The organism is Asanoa sp. NPDC049475, assembly GCF_040676915.1.
GTDB lineage: Bacteria > Actinomycetota > Actinomycetes > Mycobacteriales > Micromonosporaceae > Asanoa.
Window position 1 is genome coordinate 711,956 of sequence record NZ_JBFAPY010000004.1, and the last position, 25,546, is coordinate 737,501.

24 protein-coding genes are annotated in these 25,546 nt (G+C 73.1%); 8 read left to right on the plus strand and 16 right to left on the minus strand.

The annotated features are described in order from the left end of the window. Window positions 1-60: 60 nt before the first annotated feature. Window positions 61-1,398, plus strand: a complete 1,338-nt coding sequence (locus tag AB0J88_RS18930; RefSeq protein WP_364342632.1) for a ribonuclease D — start codon at window positions 61-63, stop codon at window positions 1,396-1,398. Window positions 1,399-1,409: 11 nt separating this feature from the next. Here AB0J88_RS18930 and galE read toward each other — a convergent pair whose 3' ends face one another. Next, window positions 1,410-2,411, minus strand: coding sequence for a UDP-glucose 4-epimerase GalE (galE, locus tag AB0J88_RS18935; protein ID WP_364342629.1), 1,002 nt, complete (start codon window positions 2,409-2,411; stop codon window positions 1,410-1,412). Between the two features lie 105 nt (window positions 2,412-2,516). Between galE and AB0J88_RS18940 the strand changes: the two genes are divergently transcribed. Together AB0J88_RS18940 and AB0J88_RS18945 are read left to right on the plus strand one after the other, a co-directional pair. Then, a complete protein-coding gene (locus AB0J88_RS18940) occupies window positions 2,517-3,710 on the plus strand; it encodes an acetyl-CoA C-acyltransferase (RefSeq protein WP_364342626.1) in 1,194 nt (397 codons plus the stop codon). 73 nt (window positions 3,711-3,783) lie between these two features. Beyond that, complete coding sequence (locus AB0J88_RS18945) at window positions 3,784-5,781, plus strand: 3-hydroxyacyl-CoA dehydrogenase NAD-binding domain-containing protein (RefSeq protein ID WP_364342623.1); 1,998 nt, start codon at window positions 3,784-3,786, stop codon at window positions 5,779-5,781. 52 nt (window positions 5,782-5,833) lie between these two features. Here the strand turns inward: AB0J88_RS18945 and AB0J88_RS18950 are convergent, their stop codons facing one another. From AB0J88_RS18950 to dxs, 7 genes are all read right to left on the minus strand, one after another. Beyond that, on the minus strand, window positions 5,834-6,856 hold the full coding sequence (locus AB0J88_RS18950) for a hypothetical protein (RefSeq protein ID WP_364342621.1): 1,023 nt from the start codon (window positions 6,854-6,856) through the stop codon (window positions 5,834-5,836). Between the two features lie 108 nt (window positions 6,857-6,964). Continuing rightward, entirely contained in the window at window positions 6,965-7,345 is a 381-nt protein-coding gene (locus AB0J88_RS18955; protein ID WP_364342618.1) for a VOC family protein, read from the minus strand. Between the two features lie 31 nt (window positions 7,346-7,376). Then, window positions 7,377-8,588: a HAMP domain-containing sensor histidine kinase gene (locus AB0J88_RS18960; protein ID WP_364342615.1), complete on the minus strand. Its 1,212-nt coding sequence runs from the start codon at window positions 8,586-8,588 to the stop codon at window positions 7,377-7,379. Beyond that, the gene (locus AB0J88_RS18965; RefSeq protein WP_364342613.1) at window positions 8,585-9,256 is read right to left on the minus strand and encodes a response regulator transcription factor; all 672 of its coding nucleotides are present in this window, start codon (window positions 9,254-9,256) and stop codon (window positions 8,585-8,587) included. The genes AB0J88_RS18960 and AB0J88_RS18965 overlap by 4 nt, the downstream gene beginning before the upstream one ends. A gap of 44 nt (window positions 9,257-9,300) precedes the next feature. After that, window positions 9,301-10,686, minus strand: coding sequence for a PQQ-binding-like beta-propeller repeat protein (locus AB0J88_RS18970; protein WP_364342610.1), 1,386 nt, complete (start codon window positions 10,684-10,686; stop codon window positions 9,301-9,303). A gap of 6 nt (window positions 10,687-10,692) precedes the next feature. Next, a complete protein-coding gene (locus AB0J88_RS18975) occupies window positions 10,693-11,946 on the minus strand; it encodes a PQQ-binding-like beta-propeller repeat protein (protein ID WP_364342607.1) in 1,254 nt (417 codons plus the stop codon). Window positions 11,947-11,958: 12 nt separating this feature from the next. Beyond that, window positions 11,959-13,920, minus strand: coding sequence for a 1-deoxy-D-xylulose-5-phosphate synthase (gene dxs / locus AB0J88_RS18980; protein WP_364342604.1), 1,962 nt, complete (start codon window positions 13,918-13,920; stop codon window positions 11,959-11,961). A gap of 469 nt (window positions 13,921-14,389) precedes the next feature. Here dxs and AB0J88_RS18985 point away from each other — a divergent pair, with 469 nt between their 5' ends. After that, window positions 14,390-14,611: a hypothetical protein gene (locus AB0J88_RS18985; RefSeq protein WP_364342601.1), complete on the plus strand. Its 222-nt coding sequence runs from the start codon at window positions 14,390-14,392 to the stop codon at window positions 14,609-14,611. A 51-nt stretch (window positions 14,612-14,662) separates the two neighbouring features. Here the strand turns inward: AB0J88_RS18985 and AB0J88_RS18990 are convergent, their stop codons facing one another. After that, window positions 14,663-15,865: a TRAM domain-containing protein gene (locus AB0J88_RS18990; RefSeq protein WP_364342598.1), complete on the minus strand. Its 1,203-nt coding sequence runs from the start codon at window positions 15,863-15,865 to the stop codon at window positions 14,663-14,665. After that, the gene (locus AB0J88_RS18995; protein WP_364342595.1) at window positions 15,862-17,967 is read right to left on the minus strand and encodes an APC family permease; all 2,106 of its coding nucleotides are present in this window, start codon (window positions 17,965-17,967) and stop codon (window positions 15,862-15,864) included. The genes AB0J88_RS18990 and AB0J88_RS18995 overlap by 4 nt, the downstream gene beginning before the upstream one ends. A 118-nt stretch (window positions 17,968-18,085) precedes the next feature. Between AB0J88_RS18995 and AB0J88_RS19000 the strand changes: the two genes are divergently transcribed. Together AB0J88_RS19000 and AB0J88_RS19005 are read left to right on the plus strand one after the other, a co-directional pair. After that, entirely contained in the window at window positions 18,086-18,751 is a 666-nt protein-coding gene (locus tag AB0J88_RS19000) for a TrkA family potassium uptake protein (RefSeq protein WP_364342592.1), read from the plus strand. Beyond that, entirely contained in the window at window positions 18,748-19,440 is a 693-nt protein-coding gene (locus AB0J88_RS19005) for a TrkA family potassium uptake protein (RefSeq protein WP_364344525.1), read from the plus strand. The genes AB0J88_RS19000 and AB0J88_RS19005 overlap by 4 nt, the downstream gene beginning before the upstream one ends. On the opposite strand, the gene AB0J88_RS19010 is transcribed toward AB0J88_RS19005, so the two are convergent. Then, window positions 19,433-20,311: a LysR family transcriptional regulator gene (locus AB0J88_RS19010; RefSeq protein ID WP_364342589.1), complete on the minus strand. Its 879-nt coding sequence runs from the start codon at window positions 20,309-20,311 to the stop codon at window positions 19,433-19,435. The two genes, AB0J88_RS19005 and AB0J88_RS19010, sit on opposite strands and share 8 nt — an antisense overlap. Before the next feature lie 95 nt (window positions 20,312-20,406). Between AB0J88_RS19010 and AB0J88_RS19015 the strand changes: the two genes are divergently transcribed. Beyond that, window positions 20,407-21,708: an MFS transporter gene (locus AB0J88_RS19015; protein ID WP_364342586.1), complete on the plus strand. Its 1,302-nt coding sequence runs from the start codon at window positions 20,407-20,409 to the stop codon at window positions 21,706-21,708. On the opposite strand, the gene AB0J88_RS19020 is transcribed toward AB0J88_RS19015, so the two are convergent. The 4 genes from AB0J88_RS19020 to dut all read right to left on the minus strand — a co-directional run bounded on the left by AB0J88_RS19020 (window position 21,671) and on the right by dut (window position 24,107). After that, complete coding sequence (locus AB0J88_RS19020; protein WP_364342583.1) at window positions 21,671-22,351, minus strand: DUF3159 domain-containing protein; 681 nt, start codon at window positions 22,349-22,351, stop codon at window positions 21,671-21,673. The two genes, AB0J88_RS19015 and AB0J88_RS19020, sit on opposite strands and share 38 nt — an antisense overlap. Further along, a complete protein-coding gene (locus tag AB0J88_RS19025; RefSeq protein ID WP_364342580.1) occupies window positions 22,348-22,728 on the minus strand; it encodes an OB-fold nucleic acid binding domain-containing protein in 381 nt (126 codons plus the stop codon). The genes AB0J88_RS19020 and AB0J88_RS19025 overlap by 4 nt, the downstream gene beginning before the upstream one ends. Window positions 22,729-22,851: 123 nt before the next feature. Continuing rightward, a complete protein-coding gene (locus AB0J88_RS19030; protein ID WP_364344522.1) occupies window positions 22,852-23,622 on the minus strand; it encodes a DUF3710 domain-containing protein in 771 nt (256 codons plus the stop codon). Beyond that, entirely contained in the window at window positions 23,619-24,107 is a 489-nt protein-coding gene (gene dut / locus AB0J88_RS19035; RefSeq protein ID WP_364342577.1) for a dUTP diphosphatase, read from the minus strand. The genes AB0J88_RS19030 and dut overlap by 4 nt, the downstream gene beginning before the upstream one ends. A gap of 89 nt (window positions 24,108-24,196) precedes the next feature. On the opposite strand from dut, the gene AB0J88_RS19040 reads away from it, so the two are divergent. Continuing rightward, window positions 24,197-24,670: a DUF3093 domain-containing protein gene (locus AB0J88_RS19040; RefSeq protein ID WP_364342575.1), complete on the plus strand. Its 474-nt coding sequence runs from the start codon at window positions 24,197-24,199 to the stop codon at window positions 24,668-24,670. Here the strand turns inward: AB0J88_RS19040 and AB0J88_RS19045 are convergent. Continuing rightward, on the minus strand, window positions 24,648-25,481 hold the full coding sequence (locus AB0J88_RS19045) for a hypothetical protein (protein WP_364342572.1): 834 nt from the start codon (window positions 25,479-25,481) through the stop codon (window positions 24,648-24,650). The genes AB0J88_RS19040 and AB0J88_RS19045 overlap by 23 nt on opposite strands. Window positions 25,482-25,546: the final 65 nt, after the last annotated feature.

Below are 25,546 nucleotides of genomic sequence, written 5' to 3' on the forward strand. Positions count from 1 at the left end.
CCACCCGACGCGCCGACCCGGCTGTCCGATGCGTGACGGCGCGCCTACTAGGGTTGGCAGGTGACCGACGAACCACCCCTGCGCCGTCGGGCCGCACGCCGAGCGGGGGACGAGTCGCCCACCTCCCCCGAAGCGGACGGCCCCTCCACCGGCTCCCCCGACGGCCCGGCGGCTCCCGAACCCCTCGCGGGCCCCACGCCGCAGCTGCTCACCGCGCCCCGGGAAGGCACGCCCGCGCCCGTGGAGTCGCCCGACGACCTCGCCGACGCCGTGGCCCGCTTCGCCGGCGGCACGGGTCCGGTGGCGATCGACGCCGAGCGCGCGTCCGGCTACCGCTACAGCCAGCGGGCCTACCTGGTCCAGCTCCGGCGCAGCGGCTCCGGCACCGTGCTGATCGATCCGCTGCCGCTGGGCGACCTGCGTACGCTCGACGCCGCCATCGCCGACGCCGAGTGGGTGCTGCACGCCGCCAGCCAGGACCTGCCGTGCCTGTCCGACCTCGGCCTGCGGCCGCGCCGCCTCTTCGACACCGAGCTGGCCGGCCGGCTGGCGGGCTTCGAACGCGTCGGCCTGGCGGCGTTGACGGAACAGTTGCTCGGCTACGCGCTGGAGAAGCACCACTCGGCCGCCGACTGGTCGAGCCGCCCGCTGCCGGACTCGTGGCTGAGCTACGCGGCGCTGGACGTCGAGCTGCTGGTCGACCTCCGCGACGCGCTCGCGTCCGAGCTGATCACCCAGGGCAAGCAGGACTGGGCGGCCGAGGAGTTCGCGGCGCTGGTCGCGTGGGGCGCGCAGCCGCCACGCAACCGCCCCGACCCGTGGCGCCGCACGTCCGGCATCCACCGCATCCGCGGGGCAAGGGCGCAGGCCCGGGTCCGCGCGCTGTGGTACGCCCGGGACGACGTCGCCGCCCGCCGCGACTCGGCACCGGGCCGGGTGCTCCCCGACTCGGCGATCATCGCGGCCGCCGAGATCGACCCGAAGGACGAGCGCACGCTGCTCTCGCTGCCGGGCTTCGGCGGTCGGTCGGTGCGCCGGCTGGCCCGGATCTGGCTGGACGCCCTGGACACGGCCCGCGGCCTGCCGGACGACGCCCTGCCGACCAACCCGCCGATCGACGGGCCGCCACCACCGCACCGCTGGGCCGAGCGCGACCCGGTGGCGGCGGGCCGCCTGTCGCGGTGCCGCGAGGTGGTCACGACGACGGCGGCGGCCCACAAGCTGCCGCCGGAGAACCTGATCGCCCCGGACTCGATCCGCCGCCTGGCCTGGACCCCACCGGAAGACGTCACCCCGGAAACGGTCTCGGCCACGCTACGGGGCTACGGCGCCCGGGCCTGGCAGGTCGGCCTGATCGCCCCGGACCTGGCCGCGGCCCTGGACGACCCGAAGGCCTGAGGGAGAGCCGCCTATTCGCCCAGGACCGAGGGGCGGAGGGCGGCCCACTCCAGGGAGTGGCGGATGCCGTCCTCGACCGTGTAGTCCGGGGTCCAGCCCAGGGCCGCGTGGGCCTTGTCCGTGCGGGTGTAGGAACCCACCACGTCGCCCGGGCGGGACGGGGCGTCCGATACCCGCAGGGGGCGGTCTGCCACCCGCTGGAAGGCCGCCACGAACTCGCGGACCGTCGTGCCCGTGCCTGTGCCCAGGTTGAGCACGTCGTAGCAGCGCGAACCGCCGGCCGGCAGCACCTCGTCGAACCGGCGCAGGGCCTCGACGTGGGCGCGGGCCAGGTCCCAGACGTGGATGAAGTCGCGGATGCCGCTGCCGTCGCGGGTCGGCCAGTCCGTGCCCGTGATCCGGAACTCCTCGCCGGCCTCCAGGGCGGTGATCAGGCGGCCGAGCAGGTGCGTCGGCTGTGCGTGCTGCAGGCCCGTGCGCATCTTCGGGTCCGCGCCGATCGGGTTGAAGTAGCGCAGCGAGATGACCCGCAGGTCGTACGCGTTGGTGCAGTCCTCCAGGACCCACTCCATGACGGCCTTGGTCCGCGCGTACGGCGACTCCGGGCGCAACGCCGACGACTCGTCGACGGTGAAGTCGGCGCCCGGGGCGTAGATGGAGGCCGACGACGAGAACAGGTAACGCTGGCAGCCGTTGCGGGTCACGTGCGAGATCAGCTCGAGCGACTTCGCCACGTTCTCGCGGTAGTAGCGCACCGGCTCGGCCACCGACTCGGGCACCACGATGAGCGCGGCGGCGTGCACCACGGCCGAGATGTCCGGGTGGTCAGCGAAGATCCGGTCGATCAGGGCTCCGTCGGCGATGTCGCCCTCGTAGAAGAGGCGATCACGGACGTACTCGGCGCGGCCGGTGACCAGGTTGTCGACGATCACCGGGGTGATGCCGGAGTCGATGCAGGCCGAGGCCACCGTGCTGCCGATGAACCCCGCCCCGCCCGCGATCAAGACCTTCATGGGTCTGGACCCTACCAACCGCGTGCTTGTGTCCCACTCCACGCTCCGTGCGAGGTTACCGGCGAGTAGCATTCGACTCAGACCCCGTACCGAGGAGGCCCATCCGTGCCCCGTTCTGTCCGCGACGTCGCGTTCGTCGACGGCGTCCGCACCCCCTTCGGAAAGGCGGGTGGCATGTACGCGCACACCCGCGCCGACGATCTGGTCATCCGCTGCATCCGCGAGCTGCTCCGGCGCAACCCGCAGCTGCCCCCGGAGCGGGTCGAGGAGGTCGCCATCGCCGCGACCACCCAGATCGGCGACCAGGGCCTGACCATCGGCCGCACCGCCGCCCTGCTGGCCGGCCTGCCCAAGACCGTGCCCGGCTTCGCGATCGACCGGATGTGCGCGGGCGCGATGACCGCCGTCACCAACGTCGCCGGCGGGATCGCGATGGGCGCGTACGACGTCGCCATCGCAGGCGGAGTCGAGCACATGGGCCGGCACCCGATGGGTGAGGGCGTCGACCCCAACCCGCGGATCCTGGCCGAGAAGCTCGTCGACCCGTCCGCGCTGGTGATGGGCAAGACCGCGGAGAACCTGCACGACCGGCTGCCGGCGGTCACCCGCGAGCGGGCCGACGCGTTCGGGCTCGCGAGCCAGGTCAGGACGGCCAAGGCGTACGCGAACGGCAAGCTCCAGGACGACCTCGTGCCCGTCGCCCTGCGCGACCCGGACAACGGCTGGGGGCTGGCCACGGTCGACGAGGCGCCACGCGACACCAGCATGGCGAAGCTCGCCACGCTGAAGACCCCGTTCCGCCCCCACGGCCGGGTCACGGCGGGCAACTCGGCCGGCCTCAACGACGGCGCGACCGCGAGCATCATCGCCGCCGAGGACACCGCCCGCGAGCTCGGGCTGCCGGTGGCCATGCGCCTGGTGTCGTACGGCTTCGTCGGCGTCGAGCCCGAGGTGATGGGCGTCGGCCCGATCCCGGCGACCGAGAAGGCGCTGCGGATCGCCGGCCTCGACATCGCCGACATCGGCCTGTTCGAGCTCAACGAGGCGTTCGCCGTGCAGGTGCTGGCCTTCCTCGACCACTTCGGCGTCGCCGACGACGACCCGCGGGTCAACCCGTGGGGCGGCGCGATCGCGGTCGGGCACCCGCTGGCCTCCTCGGGCGTGCGGCTGATGACCCAGCTCGCGCGCCAGTTCGCGGAGCACCCCGAGGTGCGGTACGGCATCACCGCCATGTGCATCGGCATCGGCATGGGCGGCTCGGTCATCTGGGAGAACCCGAACTGGGAGGGCGGCAAGTGAGAGAGCGAAGCGAACGAACCAGTCGGCTCAGCAGCCTGTGCGCACGCGTTTCCCCGCGAAGCGGGGAGGGCGCGTGAGCACCGACGAGATCGTGACTCGGGCGCTGGTGCGCGCGGTCACCGTCAAGGGCCGCAAGGCCGCCCTGATCACCCTGGACAACGGGCTCGACCACACCAAGCCCAACACGTTCGGCCCCGGCGGCCTGGCCAGCCTGGACAAGGCGATCACCGCCGCACAGGCGCTGGAGCCCGCGTTCATCGCGATCACCGGCAAGCCGTACATCTTCTCGGTCGGTGCGGACATCACGGGCATGCCGCGGGTCGCGTCGCGCGAGCAGGCGGTCGAGCTCGGCCGGCTCGGGCACCGCGTGTTCAACCGCCTGCGCGAGTCGACGATCCCCACGTTCGCGTTCGTCAACGGCGTGGCCATGGGCGGCGGCCTGGAGGTGGCACTGCACTGCCACTACCGGACCCTGTCCGGCGGCGCGGGCGCCCTGGCCCTGCCCGAGGTCTCGCTCGGCCTGGTGCCGGCGTGGGGTGGCACGCAGCTGCTGCCCAACCTGATCGGCATCGCGCCGGCCGCGCAGGTGATCATCCAGAACCCGCTGACGCAGAAGACCCTGCGCCCGCCCCAGGCCCGTGAGCTGGGCATCGCCGACGTGCTGCTGGAGCCGGCCGACTTCCTGGAACGGTCGCTGGAGTGGGCTGCCGGCGTGGTCGCGGGCGAGATCACCGCCCCGCGGCCGGAGATCGATCGCGACATGTGGGACGGCGTCCTCTACTTCGCCAAGATGCAGCTCGACGAGAAGCTGCACGGCGCGGTCGCCTCCGCCGAGAAGGCGCTGGAGCTGCTCGCGCTGGCCAAGGACGCCGACTTCGCCACCGGCACCGCCGCCGAGGACGAGGCGCTCGGCGACCTGGTCACCGGCCCGCAGCTGCGCAACAGCCTCTACGCGTTCGACCTGGTGCAGCGCCGTGACAAGCGGCCGGCCGGCGCTCCGGACAAGGCACTGGCCCGCGACGTCACGAAGGTCGGCGTGGTCGGCGCTGGTCTGATGGCCGGGCAGATGGCGCTGCTGTTCGCCCGCCGGCTCGAGGTCCCGGTCGTGCTGACCGACCTCGACCAGGAGCGGGTCGACAAGGGCGTCGCCTACGTGCGCGGCGAGATCGACAAGCTGCACGGCAAGGGCCGGATCGACGAGGGTACGGCCGCCAAGCTGCGCGGCCTGGTCAGCGGCTCTGTCGACAAGGCGGCCTTCGCCGACGCGGACTTCGTCATCGAGGCGGTGTTCGAGGACCTGGGCGTCAAGAAGCAGGTCTTCGCCGAACTGGAGAAGATCGTCTCGCCGGAGGCGGTGCTGGCCACCAACACCTCGTCGCTGTCGGTCACCGAGATGGCGGCCGACCTCGAGCATCCGGAGCGGGTCGTCGGCTTCCACTTCTTCAACCCGGTGTCGGTGATGCCGCTGGTCGAGATCGTCCGGGCCGCCAAGACGGACGACCCGGCGCTGGCCACGGCGTTCGCGGTCGGCAAGCAGCTCAAGAAGTCCTGCGTGCTGGTCAAGGACGCGCCGTCGTTCGTGGTCAACCGGCTGCTGACCCGGTTCCTCGGCGAGATCTACGCGGCGATCGACGCCGGCACGCCGGTCGAGGTGGCCAACACCGCGCTCGACCCGCTGGGCCTGCCGATGCGGCCGCTCGCGCTGCTCACCATGGTCGGACCGGCGGTCGCGCTGCACGTCTCGAAGACCATGCACGCGGCGTTCCCGGACCGGTTCGGGGTCAGCGAGAACCTCGCGCGCATCGTCGAGGCCGGCAAGCCGCTGACCGACCGCGAGGGCAACGTCGACGAGTCCGTGGTCGCGCTGCTCCAGGTCGGCGACGCGCCGCTGACCGCCGAGCAGGTGCGCGACCGGGCGCTCGACGCGATCGCCAACGAGGTGCGCACGATGCTGGCCGACGGCGTGGTCGCCGACGCCAAGGACATCGACCTGTGCCTGATCCTGGGCGCCGGGTGGCCGTTCCACCTGGGCGGCATCACGCCGTACCTGGCGGCGACCGGCCGCCGCTGACGGCAACGAAAAGGCCCCCGGGTTGTCCCGGGGGCCTTTCTCGTCTGCCGATTTACTGGGTCTCGACCTCGGCGCGCATGGCGACGAAGTTCTTGTAGGCCGCGTTGCCGTCGACGTTGTAGACGCCGATCATGCCCACGCTGCCCTTGTCGGCCCAGGCGCACAGGCCCAGCGGGATCTCGGCGCCACCCTCGGAGATCGTGCCGTCGGCACACCGGGCCTCGCCGCCCTGCGGGCCGGGGTCGACCGTCTTGATGTTCTTCATCGCGAACGGCGCCTTGTTGAGGTCGGCGAACGTCTTCTCGAGCTCGGAACCCGGGTTGGCGATCAGGCCGGACGCCGCCACCAGCATGATCAGCTGCTTCTTCTCGATGTTGCCGTAGAACGCGGCAGCCGTGCTGCTCGCGTCGGGCAGGTCGGCGTTGAGCTGGGTCTTCATCTCGTCGACCGCGGTCTGGAGGTCCGGGTCCTGGATCCGGGGCTGGCCGCCGAGCGTCGCGGGCGCCGTCACGCGGGTGTTGGTGGCCTCGACGACGTCCTTGACCGTGTCCTTCAGCCCGAAGTAGAGCGCCGCGGCGCCACCGAGGCAGAGCACCAGCACGGACGCCAGGACGATCAGCACGATCTTGCCGGCCCGGCTCTTCTTCGGCGGTGCGGTGGGGGGCATCGGCGGCCCACCGAACTGGTCGCCGTAGCCGCCCTGCTGCGGCTGCTGGCCGTAGCCCTGCTGCTGCGGGTAGGCCGGCTGCTGCCCGTAGGGCGCCGGCGACGAGGGCTGGCCATAGGCGGGCGGCTGCTGCCCGTAGTCGCTGCCGTAGCCCGGCTGCTGGCCGTAGTCGGGCTGCTGACCGTAACCAGGCTGCTGACCGTAACCAGGCTGCTGACCGTAGTCGGGCTGCTGCGGCGGCTGGCCGTAGGTGCCGGGCTGCGGCGACCCGTACGTCTGCCCGTAGTTCGGCTGCTGCGGCGGCTGCTGCTCACCGTAGGGCTGGCCGTACTGCGGCTGCTGCGGGGGCTGCTGGCCGTGGGGCGGCTGGGAGCCGTACGACGGTGGCTGGGCGTATGGATCGGACATCACGGCTCCCGGAGTTACTCCTTGTGGACTTGCCGGATCGTAGCGAGCACACGCACACGCCGCCTGCCCAGCGTCGGGCAGGGGACACAACGTGTATCCCGATCGTGACTAGGCCCGCTCGGCCGCGCTGCGCTCGACGCAGAACTCGTTGCCCTCGGGATCGGCCAGCGTCACCCAGCCCGTGCCGTCCGGGCGGCGGTGGTCCCCGACCAGGGTGGCGCCGATGCCGAGCAGCCGCTCGACCTCTTCGTCGCGCGTACGCTCGGTCGGTTGCAGGTCGAAGTGGAGTCGGTTCTTGACGGTCTTCTCGTCCGGGATCTGACAGAACAGCACGCCGGGACCGGCACCCTCGGGCGCGATCAACATGGCCTCGGGGTCGCCCGGGAAGTCCTCGTCGGAGCGCGCGTAGCCGAGCACCTTCGACCACCACCCCGCCAGCTCGTACGGGTCATGGCTGTCGATGTTGAGGTGGTGAATGCGGTTGCTCATCGCGCCACCATGCCAGCGGATCCGGCGGTGATCAACGCGGTTTCGGCTCGGCGACCGTCGCCGTGCCCGCGGCGACCGGAGTGATGCTCGCGGCCGGCAGCGTCACCCGCACCTCGAGGCCGCCGTCCTCCTGCGGCTCGGCGGTCACGCTGCCGCCGTGCGCGTCGCACACCGCGCGCACGATCGACAGCCCCAGGCCCGAGCCGCGGGCGCCGGTGCGCTCCCGGCCGCCGCGCCGGAACGGCTCGAACAGGCCTGGCACGTCGGTCGCGTCGACCTCGAAGCCGGTGTTGCCGACCACCAGGAACACCTGGTCGCCGTCGGTGCCGGTGCGCGCCCACAGCCGGCCGTGCAGGTGGTTGTAGCGGACCGCGTTCTCGACCAGGTTGCCGGCCAGCCGTTCGAGCAGGCCCGGGTCGCCCACCACCGGGGCCGGCGCCAGGTCGGTGGTGACCGACAGGCCCAACCGGTCGACCTCGCCGCGGATCGCCGACATCGCCGAGCGCAGCCCGTCGGCCAGGTCGGCGGGCACCTTGCGGCCCAGCCGGCGGCCCCGCTGGGACTCGCTGCGGGCCAGCACGAGCAGGGCGTCGACCAGCCCGTTGGCCCGCTCCGAGGCGTCGCGGACCACGGTGGCCATGCGGCGGAACTCCTCGTCGTCGGCCTCGGGGTCGGCCAGCGTCACGTCGATCTCGGTGCGCATCACGGCCAACGGCGTGCGCAGCTCGTGCGAGGCGTTGGCGACGAAGCGTTTCTGGGCCTCGAACGCCGAGCCGATCCGGTCGAGCATCGCGTCGAAGGTGCGGGCCAGCTCGGCGATCTCGTCGTCGGCGCCGGTGTAGCGGATCCGCTGGTCGAGGGTCTGCTCTCCGAGCCGGCGGGCGGTCGCCGTCACCTGATGCAGGGGGCGCAGTGCCCGGCCGGCCACGGCGTACGCCGCCGCGACCCCGACCAGGCTCGTCACCAGCAGGGCCAGCAGGCCCTTGACCAGCAGCTCGCGCGACGCGGAGTCGACCACCTGGGCCTGCCACGCGGCGGCGTCGAGCCGGCGGCCGTCGGCGAGGTCGACGAACGCTCCCGGCTGGAGCTGGTCGGCCGGGTGGATCGCCTCGCCCACCAGCAGCCAGGCCAGCAGGATCAGCACGAGCCCGGTGGCCACCACCACCACGCCGTTGAGCAGGGTGAGCCGCAGTCGCAGGGTCGGCCGTGGCGCCCGTTGGCGGGCAGCCGCATAAACCGTCATGTGACCAGCTCCCCCGGCATCCGGTAGCCGGCGCCGACCACCGTCTCGATCAGCGGCGGCTCGCCCAGCTTCTTGCGCAGCGTCATCACCGTGACCCGCACCGTCGTGGTGAACGGGTCGGTGTTCGCGTCCCAGACCCGCTCCAGCAGCTCTTCGCTGGACACCACCGCGCCGCGGGCCTTGAGCAGCTCCTCCAGCACGCCGAACTCCTTGCGGGTCAGGTCGACCGGCGCACCGGCCCGGGTGGCCACCCGGCGGGCCGGGTCGAGCACCAGGTCGGCGAACGCGAGCACCGGCGGTGCGGGCGGGGTGGCCCGGCGGCCGAGCGCCCGCACCCGGGCCACCAGCTCGTCGAAGGCGAAGGGCTTGGGCAGGTAGTCGTCGGCGCCGAGCTGGAGGCCGTCGACCCGGTCGGCGACCGTGCCGCTCGCGGTCAGCATCAGCACCCGGGTCAGGGCGCCCCATGAGACCAGGTCGGCGCAGATCTGGTCGCCGTGCACGCCGGGCAGGTCACGGTCGAGCACCACCACGTCGTAGCGGGTCACGAAGGCCATCTCGTGCCCGGACGTGCCGTCGTAGGCCACGTCCACGGCCAGCCCGTGCCGGCGCAGCCCACGCGCGATCGCGTCGGCCAGGTTGCGCTCGTCTTCGACCACCAGCACCCGCACCGGATTAGCCTCCCTCACCCCACGTCAAGCCCGTGTGAGCAAAACTAGCGCCCGCGGCGAAGGGCCCAGATCCGCAGTGTGCCGTTCGCCGTGCGGCAGACGATGGCGGTGGGGCTCGACTGGCAGGTGAGCAGGACCTCGGCCGCGGTGCCGAGGGGACGCAGCGTGCCGGTCGGCGGGCCGACCAGGCCGAGCACGGTGCGCGGGGCGCCGAGCGGGATGCGGGTGACCACCGGGTCGCCCCGGCCGCCGGTGCGCCAGCCGTGCAGGTCGGCGAGCTCGGCGCCGGTGTCCGGGTCGACCGTGCGGATCGGGCCGAGCCCGCCCGGCACCGAGCCGAGGGCGATCAGCTGCCCGCGCGCCTCGACCACGTAGCTGGCGTCGGGCACCCGCCAGCGCAGCCGGCCGTTGGTCGGGTCGAGGGCCAGCACGTCGCCCTGGCTGCTCACGCAGACCAGCGCGAGGCACCGGCTGATGCCGCCGCCGTCGACGTCGTACGGCATCCGCCAGCGCACGTCGAGGGTGTCGGGGTCGAGGCCGACGATGCCGGTGCCGCCGTGGTCGGCGTACCAGAGGACCAGCGTGGCGCCGATGCTCAGCCCGGACAGCGGCAGCACCTCGTCGCCGAGCGGCGCGGCCTGGCGCAGCACGGTGCCGGCGCGGGCGTCGCGCAGCTCGATCCGGCCGGACCGGACGAATATCGCGAGCCGCCCGGGCAGCCCCGCACCGGACCCGGACGTGCCGGTGGCCACCGTCGCCGTCCCGGCGCCGCTGACGGCGTTGGACTCGGACTCCGGTGCCACCCGCGGCGGGACCCGGCCGGTCACCGGCGACGCGCCGCCGATCGCCGTGAAGGTGAACCGGTCCTGGGGCTCCGCCGACCAGAGCTCGCGCCCGGTCGCCAGGTCGAGCGCGCGCAGCCGGGGTGGGTCGGCATCGCTCGCGTAGCCGGTGTTGGCGTCGGCGTCGACCACGAGCTCCGCCGGCACCCACCACAGTTTCCGGCCGGTGGCGACGTCGTACGCGTCCGTGCGCCGGATCCGCCCGGTCGTCTCGCCGCCGGAGACCAGCACCACCGGACCCGCGAGGTCGATGCGGATGATCCGTTCGCCGGTCGGCGCGTACGCCGTGGTCCAGAGCTCCTCGCCGCCGGGCAGCCGCATCGCGGTCAGCGTGCGCGCCACCTCGCTGACCCGGCGGACCACGTAGAGCCGGTCGCCGGCGACCGCGAACGAGGATCCGGCCCCGCCGAACCGGGTGGCCGTCGCGGTCAGCGGCGGCTGTGGCACCAGCGAGCCGCCGAGCGCGACCAGCGCGACGGCCAGCACGGCGACGAAGGTCCGCAGCGGCGGCCGGCGCGGCAGGTCCCGCTCGACGGCATCGGGCTGGGGCACGGTGACCGGACCGAGCTCGATCGTCCCGCCCGGCATCGCTGCCTACGTCCGTGGGAGGGTGAAGATCGCGAGGTGGCGGCCGTCGCCGCCCCGGCAGACCAGAGCCGTCTCGCCGACCCGGCAGTCCCGGCTGCCGACCGGCAGGGTGCCGATCGGCCGCGGCGTCGTGCTGGTGCCGCTGTCGGCCACCGCGACCCGCTCGTCGGGCAACAGCCGGTAGACGAGCTCGTCGGCGCTGCCCCGGACGGGCAGCCACGGCAACCCGTCGCCGGCCGCGAAGAGCTGGCCGCCCTTGTCGAGGTCGAGGGTCCAGATCCCGTCACGGGTACGCGCGCAGAGGTCGCCGGCGCACTCGGCCCACTGGACGTCCTGCGCCCGGTCGGGACGGCTCCAGCGCAGGCCGACGTCGTCGAGGTCGTAGGCGCTGAGGGCGGAACGGTGGCCCGGCCGGGCGTCCGGGTGGCGGAGCACGAAACCGTGCCCGGTCAGCCGCGGGTTGTCGGGTGCGTAGTCGGCCGGCGGCAGCGAGCCGGCCCCGCGCAACGCACCGGTGACCAGGTCGCGCACCTCGATGCGGCCGGAGTCCAGCAGCAGCACCGCCAGTGGCGGGTCGCCGGCCAGCACGTGCGCCACGGCGGTCGAGGGCACCCGCTGGTGCCACAGCGAGCGCCCGGTGGCCAGGTCGACCGCGTCGATCCGGCCGGACACCCGCCGCCCGGCGCCGCTCGCGCTGCGCACCTCGTCGACCGCGAGGCCGGCGGTGACGCCCGGTGCCGTCAGGACGGCGTCTGCCCGGCTCCAGCGCACCGCGCCCGTGCCGGCGTCGACGGCGGTGGTGCCGGTCTGCCGGCGGATCGAGTCACGGGAGGCCAGCAGCACCAGGTCGCCGACCCGGGTGGCGGACTGGGACATCGCCGCCGGCAGCCGCAGCCGCCAGCGTTCGGTGCCGGCCGGCAGGTCGTATCCGCGCAGCTCGGCGAGGCCCGGGTCGGTCGCGGCACCGCCGGCGCCAGCTCCGGACGAGACCGACTGGGGTGCCGGGTCGGCGACCACCAGCAGGTCACCGGCCACCGAGACGCTCGAACCGGGCTCGACCGGCACGGCCGCGGTGGGCCGGAACGGCGGGCTCGCGGTGGCGGCGCCGCCGCAGACCAGCAGGAGCCCGGCGGCCGCCGCGGCGAGCCGCCAGCGCCTGGAGCGCCGGAGCTGCCGCGACGTGGGTGCCTGGTCGTCGGCGACCGAGCCGTGGGCGGTGCCGAGGTCGATCACCACCCACTCGCCCGGCCGCTCGGACATCGGCGTTGTTGCCTAGCGACCCGGACCGACGTTGTCGCGCGGCGCCGGTGTGGTGGCGCGCAGCTGCTCGGCCGGTGTGGTGTCGTCGAGCCGGGACATCCAGCCGGTGACCTCGCGGGCCACGTCCTGCGCGGTCAGGCCGATGTCGCCCAGGATCTGCGCGCGGTTGCCGTGGGGGTGCCACGCGACGGGCACGCCGAGGTCCCGCAGCGGGACGCGCACGTCGGCGTCGCGCATGGCCTTGGCGATGGCGTCGCCGACACCGCCGGTGCGCACGCCGTCTTCGACGGTCACGACGAGGCGGTGCGCGGCGGCCAGCGTGACGAGCTCGTCGGCCACCGGGCGGACCCAGCGCGGGTCGACCACGGTGACGCCGTAGCCCTGCTCCGCGAGGCGGGTCGCGACCTCGACGCCGAGGTGGCCGAACGCGCCGACCGCGACCAGCAGAACGTCCTTCTGGCGGTGCTCGGTGAGCACGTCGACCGGGCCGACCTTGCGGACGGCCGGCAGGTCGGCGGCGACGGAGCCGGTCGGGAAGCGCAGGATGGTCGGGCCGTCGTCGACGGCCATCGCCTCGCGCAGCTCTTCGCGCAGCGTGGCGGCGTCGCGGGGCGCGGCCATGCGCAGCCCGGGCACGACACCGAAGACCGACATGTCCCAGATGCCGTAGTGGCTCGGGCCGTCGGGGCCGGTGATGCCGGCGCGGTCGAGCACGAACGTCACCGGCAGCTTGTGCATCGCGACGTCGAGCAGCACCTGGTCGAACGCGCGGTTGAGGAACGTCGCGTAGACCGCCACCACCGGGTGCAGGCCGCCCATCGCCAGGCCGGCCGCCGAGGTCGCGGCGTGCTGCTCGGCGATGCCGACGTCGTAGACGCGCTCGGGGTGCTTGCGCGCGAGCGCGGAGATGCCCGTCGGCTCGGCCATCGCGGCGGTGATGCCGACGACGTCGGGGCGCTCGTCGGCGATCGCGACGAGCTCGTCGGCGAACACGTGGGTCCACTTGACGCTCGGCGCGGCCAGCAGCTTGCCGGTCTCGACGTCGAACGCGCTGCTCGGGCCGTGCAGGTTGTCGGCGTCGTCTTCCTCGGCGGGGCGGTAGCCATAGCCCTTGCGAGTCACCGCGTGCACGATGACGGGGCCACGGAAGCCCTTCGCCCGCCGAAGCGCGGACTCCACGGCGGCGATGTCGTGGCCGTCGACCGGCCCGACGTATTTGATGCCGAGATCCTCGAACATGGCCTGCGGCGCCACGGCATCCTTGATGCCCTTCTTCACCGCGTGCAAAACCTCGTAGAGCGGCTTGCCGACCAGCGGCGTCGAGCCCAGCGACTCCTTGACGAGGTCGAGCACCCGCTCGTAGCCCGGGTTGAGCCGCAGCGACGACAGGTGGTCCGCCAGGCCGCCGATCGTCGGCGCGTAGGACCGCTGGTTGTCGTTGACCACGATGACCAGCGGGTTGCGGGCGGTCGCGATGTTGTTGAGCGCCTCCCAGCACATGCCGCCGGTCAGCGCGCCGTCGCCGACCACGGCGACCACGGCGCGGTCCTCGCCGCGGAGCGCGAACGCCTTGGCGACGCCGTCGGCGTAGCTCAGCGCGGTCGACGCGTGCGAGTTCTCGATCATGTCGTGCTCGCTCTCCGCCCGGCTGGGGTAACCGGAGAGCCCACCGCGCTGGCGGAGCTGGTCGAAGCCGGCCTGGCGGCCGGTAACGATTTTGTGAACGTAGGACTGGTGGCCCGTGTCGAACAGGAACCTGTCCCGCGGCGAGTCGAACACCCGGTGCATCGCCAGCGTCAGCTCGACGACGCCGAGGTTGGGACCGAGGTGCCCGCCGGTGCGGGAGACCTTCGCGACGAGGAAGTCACGGATCTCCGCGGAGAGCAGGACAAGCTCCTCGACAGAGAGCCGTTTGAGGTCCTGCGGGCCGCGGATCGCGGACAACAGACTGGCCCGACCCTCTTCAACGCTCATGACCGGCAAGTGTATCGGGGTACACACCTGCCGCACCCCGATCCGAGATCGTCTTCACCGAATCTCCCTTTCCGCGGCGCGTGCCACGCACCGCGCGATCACCGTCGGTAGCCGCGTTCTCCACCATGTGGACGGTGCGCGACCCGGCACGCGCGCTCGGTGATCGCCGATCGGCTGTCAGCCGCCCATGGCACTCCCGTGCACGGGATGCCCGCCCGTTCGGGTGAGCTGCCAGGCCGATCAGGCACGTCTTGCTGACGGGACCGGGACACTTTCGCGCTCCGGCGGGTCTCGAAACCGGCCGACTTCACCCGCCGGCGATCTTCATCACCGCACGATAAGGCCATGATCAATGCCTCGAAAGTTATTCGGAGAAAGGTCCCGCGAGGTCCTCGGCTCCGCGTCACGAATGGGGCGGAAGTCGTACGATGGCGACAGCGATTCTTCCCTCCCCAAAAAGGTATGTGACATGGCTGGTTCATCGCGCGTTTCCGGGAGGTACGCGGCGGGCCAGGTGATCGCTCTGATCGTCGTGGCGATCATCGCCTTACCGCTACTTCCCCTGATCCTGCTCGTCATCGGCTGGATCCGGCTCCGCGACCGGCGCGCCGCGTCGCGCGCGGCCGAGCGCGACACGGAGGGCAGTCCGGTGGCCACATCCGCTCGCCCGATGGCCGCGGCCCAACGGTGACCCCCGTTCGGCCGTCAATTCTCGAAAACTAATTCCGAAAACAAGTCGGGTTCACAATTCCGGCGTGAACAGCCCGACGCACTCGAGATGGTGCGTCATCGGAAAACAGTCGTAGCCGCGCAGTTCCGCCAGGCGCCAACGGTGCTCCCGGAAGGTGCGCGCGTCCCGCGCGAATGCCGCCGGATCGCACGCCACATAACCGACCGCGCGCGCACCCGACCGCGTCAGCGCCTCCACGACCTTGGCACCGGCGCCCGTGCGCGGCGGGTCGAGCACGACCACGTCGACCGGCCCGGCCACCCGGCGCCGACTCAACGCGGTCTCCACCCGGGCCGCCACCACCTCGACCCATGGCAGGTCAGCGAGGTTGTCGCGGGCCGCCGCGACGCCGTCGGGCGCGGACTCGACCAGCGTCACCCGGCCGCCCGGCCCCACGCGTTCGGCGAGAGCGGCCGCGAACAGTCCGGCACCGCCGTAGAGGTCCCAGGCGCGCTCGCCCGGGCGCGGGTCGACCAGCTCCAGCGCGGCGCCGACCAGCGTCTCCGGCGCGGCCGGGTGCACCTGCCAGAACGTCTCGGCGTCGATCGTCCACGTGCGACCACCGGCGCGCTCCCGCACGATCGGCCGGTCCTCACCCGGAAGCTCCCAGGCCGTGGCGTCGCCGGTCGAGGTCGCCACCGCCTCCACCGCGTCGGCCGTCGGCCACGTGCGGTCGAGCACCGGCAGCGCCCGCACGGCGGGGTGGGCGATCAGGCAGCGGTCGATCGGCACGACCTCGTGCGACCGGTGCTTGAGCAGCCCGGGCCGGCCCGTGGCGTCGACCGCGTAGCGGACCCGCGTGCGCCAGTCGGTGAGGCCGCCGGGCAGCGCCGCCACCGTGACGCCGAGCGTGTCGACCTCGTCCTCGGTCAGCTTGCCGAGCCGGACGAGCTGCTCACGGAGCACCGCGGTCTTCCAGTCGAGCTGCGCCTTCGCTGACGCGTGCTGGAGGTCACAACCGCCGCAACGACCCGGTCCGGCGTACGGGCACGGCGGCGCGACGCGGTCTGGCGACGGCTCGAGGATCTCGACGGCGTCGGCCCGCAGGTATCCACTGTGCACCTCGGTGACCAGGGCGGTGACCCGCTCGCCGGGCAGCGCGTGCCGGACGAACACCACCTGGCCGTCCAGGCGGGCGACGCAGTGCCCGCCGTGTGCCGGCGGCCCGACGGTGAGGGTGACCAGCTCCTCCTCGGTGACGCCATCCTCGCTCACGGACGGTCACCCGGCCCGGTCTGCGCCGGCACCTCGCCGTCGTCGGGTCCCGGCGAGCTGGGCGCGGCCGGGCCGTTCGGGCCGGGCAGGCGCGAGGCGTCGAGCTTGACCGATCCGCGGGTGCGCGGGCCGCGCGCCGGACCCCGGATCAGCGTCGCGTCCAGCCGGTCGAGGTCGCGGCTCTGGCTCGACGCGAGCTGCCACGGCACGCTGGTCACCATCACGCCGGGCTCGAACAGCAGCCGGCCCTTGAGCCGCAGCGCGCTCTGGTTGTGCAGGAAGTTCTCCCACCAGCGGCCGACGACGTACTCGGGGATGAAGACGGTGACCACGTCGCGCGGGGAGTCGGTGCGGACCCGCTTGACGAAGTCGATGATCGGCCGGGTGATCTCGCGGTACGGCGAGTCGATGACGGTCAGCGGCACCGGCACCTGGCGGCGCTCCCACTCCGCCTGGACGACGCGGGTGTCCTTGTCGTCGACGTTGACGGTCACCGCGGTGATCGTGTCGGGGCGGGTGGCCTGCGCGTACGCCACCGCCCGGAGGGTCGGCATGTGCACCTTGGAGACCAGCACCACGGCGTGGTTGCGGGCCGGCAGGATCGGCCGGCCCTCATCGGGGGCCAGCTCGCGCGAGACGCGGTCGTAGTGGCGGCGGATGGCCAGCATCACGACGTAGATCACCAGCATCGCCGCGATCGCGATCCACGCGCCGAGCAGGAACTTGGTGATCAGCACGATGACCAGCACCGTGCCGGTGAGGAACGCGCCGAAGGTGTTGATCGCCCGGGCGCGCTGCATGCGCCGGCGGGCCTCGGGGTCGCGCTCGCGGGGCAGCAGCCGGTTCCAGTGCCGGATCATGCCGGCCTGCGAAAGCGTGAACGAGACGAAGACGCCGACGATGTAGAGCTGGATCAGCCGGGTGACCTCGGCCTGGAAGGCCATGATCAGCACGATGGCGCAGACGGCGAGGAACAGGATGCCGTTGGAGAAGGCCAGCCGGTCGCCGCGCGTGTGCAGCTGGCGGGGCAGGTAGCGGTCCTGGGCCAGGATCGAGCCGAGCACCGGGAAGCCGTTGAACGCCGTGTTGGCGGCCAGGAACAGGATCAGCGCGGTCGCGCCGGCCACCACGTACAGCAGGATCGAGCCGTTGCCGAACACCGTCTCGCCGAGCTGGGTGGTGACGGTCTTCTGCACGTAGTCGCCGGCGCCGCCGATGATCTGCCGGCCCGGGTCCTCCATGAACTGGAGGTGGGTCAGCCGCGACATGGTGACGATGCCGACCAGCATGCCCACCGACACCACGCCGAGCAGCAGCAGCGTGGTGGCCGCGTTGCGGCTCTTCGGCGGCTTGAAGGCGGGGACGCCGTTGGAGATCGCCTCGACGCCGGTCAGGGCCGCGGCACCGGACGAGAACGTTCTCAGTAAGAGAAACACCATCGCGAAGCCGGTCACCGAATGCTCGGCCGCGATGTGCAGGTCGGCGCTGGGCGCCCGGAGGTCCTCACCGAGCACGAAGATCCGGAAGAAGCCGGTCAACAGCATGCCGATGATGACGATCATGAAGCCGTACGTCGGGATGGCGAACGCGGTGCCGGACTCCCGCAGGCCACGCAGGTTCATCGCGGTCAGCAGGACCACGGCGCCGACCGCGACGGGGATCTTGTGCGTGGCGACCCACGGCACCACGGAGCCGAGGTTGGCCACACCGGAGGAGACCGAGACGGCGACCGTCAGCACGTAGTCGACCAGCAGCGCGCTGGCCACGCCGATGCCGAACTTGGGACCGAGGTTGACGGTTGCCACCTCGTAGTCGCCGCCGCCGGACGGGTACGCGTGGACGTTCTGCCGGTAGCTCGCCACCACGGTGAGCATCACCACGACCACCGCGAGTGCCACCCAGGGCGAGAACACGTAGGCGGAGGCGCCGGCGATCGACAGCGTCAGCAGGATCTCGTCGGGCGCGTACGCGACGCTGGAGAGCGCGTCGGAGGCGAAGACCGGCAGCGCGATCCGCTTGGGCAGCAGCGTGTGCTGCAGCCGGTCGGACCTGAACGGTCGACCGAGCAGCAGTCGCTTCATCACCGAGGCGGGGCGGGCCACAACGGGTAAGGGTACGGCGGGCTGATCAGCGGCGTCGTCCGGTAGGCAGGCGCCGCGGATCCGCGCTCAAGGGGTACGGTCAATCGGCCGTAAATCCGCCGTGGAAGGGGTGTGACCGGTGCACGTCGTGATCATGGGATGTGGTCGCGTCGGCTCGACGCTCGCGCACACTCTCGAAGACCGTGGCCACTCGGTGGCCGTCATCGACCAGAACCCGGACGCGTTCCGCCGGCTCGGCCCGGAGTTCGGCGGCGTGATCGTCGCCGGTGTCGGTTTCGACCGCGATGTCCTGCGGGAGGCCGGCATCGAACGCGCCGACGCCTTCGCCGCCGTCTCCAGCGGTGACAACTCCAACATCATCTCGGCCCGGCTGGCCCGCGAGACGTTCGGCGTGTCCCGGGTCGCGGCCCGGATCTACGACCAGAAGCGGGCCGAGGTGTACGAGCGCCTGGGCATCCCGACGGTGGCCACGGTGCGCTGGACCGCCGACCGGATGATCCGGCACCTGATCCCCGAGGGGCACGTCGAGATCTTCCGTGACCCCACCAGCACCGTCTCGATCATCGAGGTGCCGGTGCACAAGGACTGGATCGGCCGCCTGCTGCGCTCCCTGGAGGACGCGGTCGGCGCCCGCACCGGCTACCTGATGCGGTTCGGCATCGGCACGCTGCCCACTGCCTCGACCGTGATCCAGGAGGGTGACCAGCTGTTCATGCTGGTCACCGACGACATCGCCACGTCGGTGACCGAGGTCGCCGGCGCCGCGCCGGAAGGGGGGCACTGACCATGCGGGTCGCCATCGCCGGAGCGGGCAACGTGGGCCGCTCGATCGCCGCGGAGCTCGTCGGCAACGGCCACGAGGTGATGCTCATCGAGCGCTCGCCGAAGATGCTGCGCCCGGAGCGCGTGCCGGCCGCCGAGTGGATCCTGGCCGACGCCTGTGAGCTCGCCAGCCTCGAGGAGTCCAACGTCGCGAGCTGCGACGTGGTGGTCGCCGCCACCGGCGACGACAAGGTCAACCTGGTCGTCTCGCTCCTGGCCAAGACCGAGTTCGCGGTGCCGCGCGTGGTCGCCCGGGTGAACCGCGCCGAGAACGAGTGGCTCTTCACCGAGCAGTGGGGCGTCGACGTCTCGGTCAGCAAGCCGCGGCTGATGGCCGCGCTGGTCGAGGAGGCGGTCACGGTCGGCGACCTGGTCCGGCTGATGACCTTCCGGCAGGGCGAGGCCAACCTGGTCGAGATCACGCTGCCGCCGACCGCGCCCTACGTCGGCCTGCCGGTGCGCAACGTGCCACTCCCCCGCGACTCGGCGCTGGTCGCCATCCTGCGCGGCCGCCGGGTGCTCGTGCCCACCCCGGACGACCCGCTGGAGGCCGGCGACGAGCTCATCTTCGTCTGCACGGCCGAGGTGGAGGACGCGGTGCGCGGAGTCATCCTCGGCCCGGAAGCGGCCGGGCGCCGCGCGCTCAGCTAGCCGCCGCGTAGAGGACGTCGCGCAGGCCGGGCAGCCGTTCCCGGTCGGCCCGCCAGACCAGGCGCAGGCTCAGGTCCGGCACCGACAGGTCGAGCCGCACCAACCGGCCGGCGCCCAGGCTCTCGTCGACCGCGAACCTCGGCAGCAGCGCGATGCCGAGGCCCTGCTCGGCCCAGGCCCGCATGACGGGCACGCCACCGACCCGGAACCGCTCGGGTCCGGAGCCCAGGACGCGGTCGGCGGCCATGGCGAACGAGCACTCCGGCACGTTGACCAGCAGCCGCTCGGCAGCCAGGTCGGCCGGCGCCAGCCCGCCGCGGTCGGCGAGCGGGTGGTCGGGTGCGGCGACCAGGTCGAGCGGGACCGCCTCGAGGTCGACGAAGCTGAGCGACTCGGCCGGCGCCGGGAAGCCGAGCCCGCCGAGCCCGCCGCCCACGTCCAGCAGGAGCGCGGCGTCGAGGCGCTGGTCGACAACGTCGGCGAGGAGCCCGCCGCGGTTGCCGTCGGTGTGCGGCTCGACCTCCAGGTCCGGCCGGCGTTCCGCGAGCCGGCAGACCACCCGCGGCAGGTGCGAGCCGGCGAGCGTCTCCAGTGCGCCGAGCCGCACGCGCTGCCGCTCCCCGCGCACGTCGAGCCTGGCCTGCTCGGCCTGGTCGAGCAGTGATCGCGCCCAGCCCCGCAGCCGCCGGCCGGCCGGAGTCAGCGTCATTCCCCGGGGGCCGCGCTCGAACAGCACGACGCCGAGGTCGCCCTCCAGCGTCCGGATCTGCTGCGAGACCGACGAAGGGGCCAGGCCGACCGCGGCGGCGGCCTCGGTGACCGTCCGGTGCCGCACGACGGCTTCGAAGGTCCGCAGGTGAGTGAGCTCCACGCCGGGAGCAAGCCGGCGTGGCATGCGGAAATTCCGAACGCGGCGTACGGCGCACGCGGTGGAGCCGGAGCCGGCCGCAGCGCACCGTTGCGGCCGTGCTTCCTCCCCTGCTGACCGGCGTCTCGCTGGGCTACTTCATGGTGCTGCTGGACCTGACCGTGCTCGCGGTCGCCGAGCCGGACCTGTCCGCCTCCCTCGGCGCCTCGCTGGCCGGCCTGCAATGGACCACCACCGGCTACACCGTGGCGTTCGCCGCGCTGCTCCTGTCGGCGGGTGCCGCCGCCGACCGCTACGGCGCCGACCGCCTGTTCCGCGTCGGCATCGCCGGCTTCACGCTGGCCTCTGCGCTGAGCGCCGCCGCACCGGGGCTGCCGGCGCTGGTCGCGCTGCGGGTGGTCGCCGGCGTCGCGGCGGCCGCGTGCGTGCCCGCCTCGCTCGCGCTGATCGCCCTGCGCTACCCGTCACCCGCGGCGCGCACCCGGGCGATCTCGGCCTGGGCCGCGATCAGCGGCGCGGCCGTGGCGTTCGGCCCGGTCGTCGGCGGCGCGCTGGTGGCGGCCGCCGGCTGGCGGGCGGTGTTCCTGGTCAACGTGCCGATCGGCCTGGCGGTGCTGGCGCTGACCCGGGGTGCGCCGTCCGGCCCGCGCGGCGACCGTCGCATCGACTGGCCGGCGCAGCTCACCGCCGCGGCCGGGCTCGCGCTGGCGACCGACGCCGTGATCGCCGCCGGCGGCCGGTCCTGGAGCCATGCCGGCTGTTCGGCCGCAGCGCTGGCCGGCGTCACGCTGCTGTTCCGTGGTCTCGAGCGGCGCAGCCCGGCACCGGTGCTCGACCGGACCTTGCTGCGCTCCCCCGCCGTGCGGGCCGGCCTGCTGTCCGCCGCGGCGGTCACCTTCGCGCTCACGGGCGGCCTGTTCGTGCTGCCGCTGCTCCTCCAGCGGCAGTGGCACCTGGGACCGCTGGCGATCGGCGCCGCGCTGCTGCCGCTCACCGTCCCGTTCGTCACCAACCCGCCGACGACCGGCCGGATCGTGGCTCGGATCGGGCCGCGCGCGCCGATCCTGGCCGGGCTCACGCTGCTGACGGCCGGTGGCACGGCACTGGCCGGCGCGGTCCTCGTCGGCGGCGGCTACCCGTGGCTCGTGCCCGGCCTGCTGTCGACCGGTGTCGGCGTCTCGCTCGTTCTGCCGGCGCTGGTCGCCGCCCTGGTGAGCGCGGGCGCGCCGGGCTCCGTCGGAGGGCTGCTGAACGCGGTCCGCCAGGTGGGTGCCACGCTCGGCGTCGCGGTGATGGGCGCGGCGGGCCCGGGCTGGGCCTTCGCGCTGTCGGCCGCCTGCTGTGCGGCCGCGTGGCTGGTGTTCAGGCGCTCTCGACCGCGGGCGGCCGGTCGCGGGTGACCCGGCGGACCACCGCGACCGTGAACAGCGCCAGCAGCACGTAGGGCGGCGTGCCCAGCACCAGCCGGGCGATGCCAAGCAGGTCGTCCTGCTTGTCCCACCAGAGCCAGGCCTGCGCGCTCACCTTGAGGATCCAGACCACGGCCCAGACGACGGTGAGCCAGATGAACGTGCGCATCAGCCGGCGGTCCTCACGCCAGTCCGACTTGCCGCCGGCCATGATGACCGACCAGCCCCAGCCGACCAGCGGCTGCCGGACCGCCGCGGAGATCAGCAGCGCGGCGGCGAAGACGTAGCTCTGGATGATGCCCGGCAGGTAGAAGTCGCGGGCCTCGCCGGTGCGCCAGGCGATCAGCGCGCCGAGGCCGATGCCGAACAGGCCGTTGACGGCGTGCCGGATCGGGCGGCGCTGGGCCAACCGGATGCCGCCGATCACCAGGGCGACGCCGACCGAGGCGATCAGCGCGGGGTTGAGCTCCCAGACGATGTTGACGACGACGAAGACGATGACCGGGATGCTGGACTCGACCAGCCCCCGCCAGCCGCCGAGCTGCTGCGACACCATCTCACCGAACGGGGGCAGAGGCTCCTCGCCGTCGGGGTCGCGGGTGGACTCGTCGGCGGCACGCGGAGAAGAGGTCATCTGGTGGCTTCCAGCTCGTAGTGCGGGTTGTAGATGACTTTACGGTCATCCCGCACCGCGACGCGACCACGCGCGGTGAGTTGTCGCCCGGGCTCGATCCCGGCGATGTGCCGACGACCCAGCCACACCAGCGTCACCACGTCGCTGCCGTCGTAGAGGTCGGCCTCCAGCGTGGGGAGGTTGGTGCGCGGGGTGTAGACGACGGTCTTGAGGCGCCCGGTGAGCGCCACGACCTGCCCCCGCATGCACAGCCCCGCCGGCATGCAGCCCGACTTGGCGCTCTCGCGCTGCAGGCTCTCGGCCTCCAGCGTCTCCTCGTCAGCCGTCAACCTGGCTAGGAAGCGCCGCAACGACGTGCGGCTCTGGTCGATTGCCATGACCTGCGGCTTCCACTCTCTCGACGCCCCGGCCGGGCGCACGCCCCTTTCAGCGTACGCGTGACGGCGGTCACGCACCTCCCCACGCCGGCCGGGCCGGCGTGGGGAGGTGCGTCGATGCGCTCAGCGAGGCCGCGGTGACGGGCGGCGGCGCGGCGCGGGGCCGGGGCCGGCCCCGTTGGTCGGCGGAGCCGGGGGCGCCGGGGGCTCGGGCTCGGCCTGCTGCTGGTGCACCTGCTCGGTGGCGTCCTTGGGCAGCCGCAGCGGCAGCGGCTCGCGCACCGGCTTGGCCTCCTGGCCGCGGTCGACCACCAGGCCGTGCAGGCACTGGACCAGCACGCCGGCCCGCGACGGGTCGGTGGCCGCCGGGCCCTGGAACACGCCGCGGACCATCCAGCGTGGCCCGTCGATGCCGAGGAAGCGCAGGTCGGTCAGCCCGTCCGCGGTGCGCACCCGGGCGCGCAGCTCCACGCCGTACTCGCCCTGCGTCTCCTCCGCCGCGACACCCTCGCTGAACAGCGACTTGCGGATCTCGTCGCGGACCTCGTCCCAGATGCCCTCGGTGCGGGGGGCGGCGAACACCCCGATCTGGAGGGCGTTCTCCCCGTTGACCAGCACGACCTGCTGCACGTTGCCTTCGGGGTTGGCCTGCACCCGGATCTCGACCTCGGGGATCGCCGGGATCTGGAGGCTGCCCAGGTCGAGCCGCTCCACTCCGGACGGTGCCTCCGACACGTCGTACGGCCCGTAGCGCCGCTCGTCGGGTTGGGGCACCCGCGCACTGCCCCGGGCCGGCCGCTCGGACCGGCTGCTCTCGCCACCGCCCCGGCGGTCGGTGCGGCCATCTCCGTCGTCGCGGGCGTGCCGCCCGGATCCGCCTCGCGAGAACATCAGTCCGCCCGTCCTTCCAACGTTCCTGCCGAAGATGCCGCCACGCCGCCGGTGGAGCCGTGGCCACCCGATCCGCGCACGGATCCGGGAAGTTCCTCGACGACGTGGAAGTCTGCCCGCTCGACGCGTTGCACGACAAGCTGAGCGATCCGGTCGCCGCGGGAGATCTTCGCGGGTGCCGCGGGGTCGTGGTTCACCAGGTTCACCAGGATCTCGCCGCGGTATCCGGCGTCGACCGTGCCGGGCGCGTTGAGCACGGTCACGCCCATCCGGGTGGCCAGGCCCGAGCGTGGGTGCACCAGGCCGACGAAGCCCGCGGGCAGCGCGATCGCGACGCCGGTCGGCACCAGCGCCCGGCCACCGGGTGGGATCTCCACGTCGGCGGCCGCCGACAGGTCGGCACCCGCGTCACCAGGATGGGCGTACGACGGAAGCGGGAGGTCCGGGTCGAGCTGGCGCACGGCCACCCGGACGACGGCGTCGGTCACGGTGTCAGCTTTCTGTCTGGGTCCGCGGGAAGCGGCCCCTCCTATCCTGCCGGTTGCCGAGGGTACGGCGCGCCGTACCCTCGGACATCGTGGCTACCGATGACTACGCCGAGCGGTTACGGCTCCCCTGGTGGCTGTGGCTGTGCGGGCTCGCCGTCGCGACGCTGCTGGCCCTCGAGGTGTGGATGGGCGCCGGCGGCGTGCGCGCGTGGCTCCCGTTCGTGGTGTTGATCCCGCTGACCCTGGCGGGGCTGTGGCGGGCCGGCCGGATCCGGGTCGCGGTCGCGGGCGGCGAGCTGACCGTCGACGACGCGCACATCCCGCTCTCGTTCGTCACCGACGCGGTGCCGTTGGACGCGGCCGGCAAGCGCGAGCTGCTCGGCGTCGGCAGCCACGACCTGGCCTTCGTGGTGCAGCGGCCGTGGATCTCCGGCGCGGTGCAGGTGGTCATCGACGACCCGGCGGACCCGACGCCCTACTGGTTGGTCAGCTCCCGCGACCCGGTGAAGCTGGCCGCGGCCATCGCCACCCACGCGCCGATCAGCGCGCCTCGCCCTCGATGACCTTGCGCTGACGCTTCTTCAGGTCGTCGATCACCTGGTCGCCGATCGCCTTCGTGGCGCGCCGGTTGAGATAGCTGGCCACGGCGGCGCCGGTCAGGAACGGGCCGAGGGTGGTCAGGTTGCGGCCGAGCCGGCGCAGCAGCCGGTCGCGCATCTCCTTGCGGGCGGCGGTGCCGAGCACCGCGCCGATGCCGACGCCCGGCACCATCGGGTTGACGCCGCGCTGCTGCGACCAGGCCATCACGAGCGGGATCGCGCGCTGCGCGCCGGTGCCGGGCACCGGCTGGCCGTACACCTCGTGAAGCTCGCCGATCAGCTTGATCTCGATGGCCACGACGGTGACGGTCTCGGCGGCCAGGAGCACCGGGGCCGACAGCAGGGTGGGTGTGGCGGCCCATTCGATCGCCGCGACGCCACCGCCGGCCGCACCGACCCCGGCCGAGGCCCGGCTGGCGTTGCGCACCAACCGTTCGGCGAGCCGGTCGCCGTCGAGGCCTGGGTGGTGCCGGCGCAGGGTCTCGAGGTCACGCACGGGCACGTAGGGGGCGATGTCGCCGACCGCGTCGGCGATCCACTTCACGGCCGCGCGGGGCTTGAACAGGTCTCCGACGCCGCGGGCGCGGACCTGGGCCACCAGCCGGCCCAGCAGGCGGTTCCGCTGGCCCGGCTCGAGGTCTTCGGCGGTGAGCTTGGCGACGGTGTCGCCGAGCTCGGAGTTGCTGGGTTTCGCGATGGGTGCGTCGGTCTCGGGGACGGACTCCGGCGGGGCCGCGGAGTCCGACTCGCCCGCGGACCGGTCGGCGTGGCTCATCTGTGCCCCTCCAACTCGTCTTCGTCACTCACGAGTCAAGCAGGTCATGGCCACGCCCGCAGGTC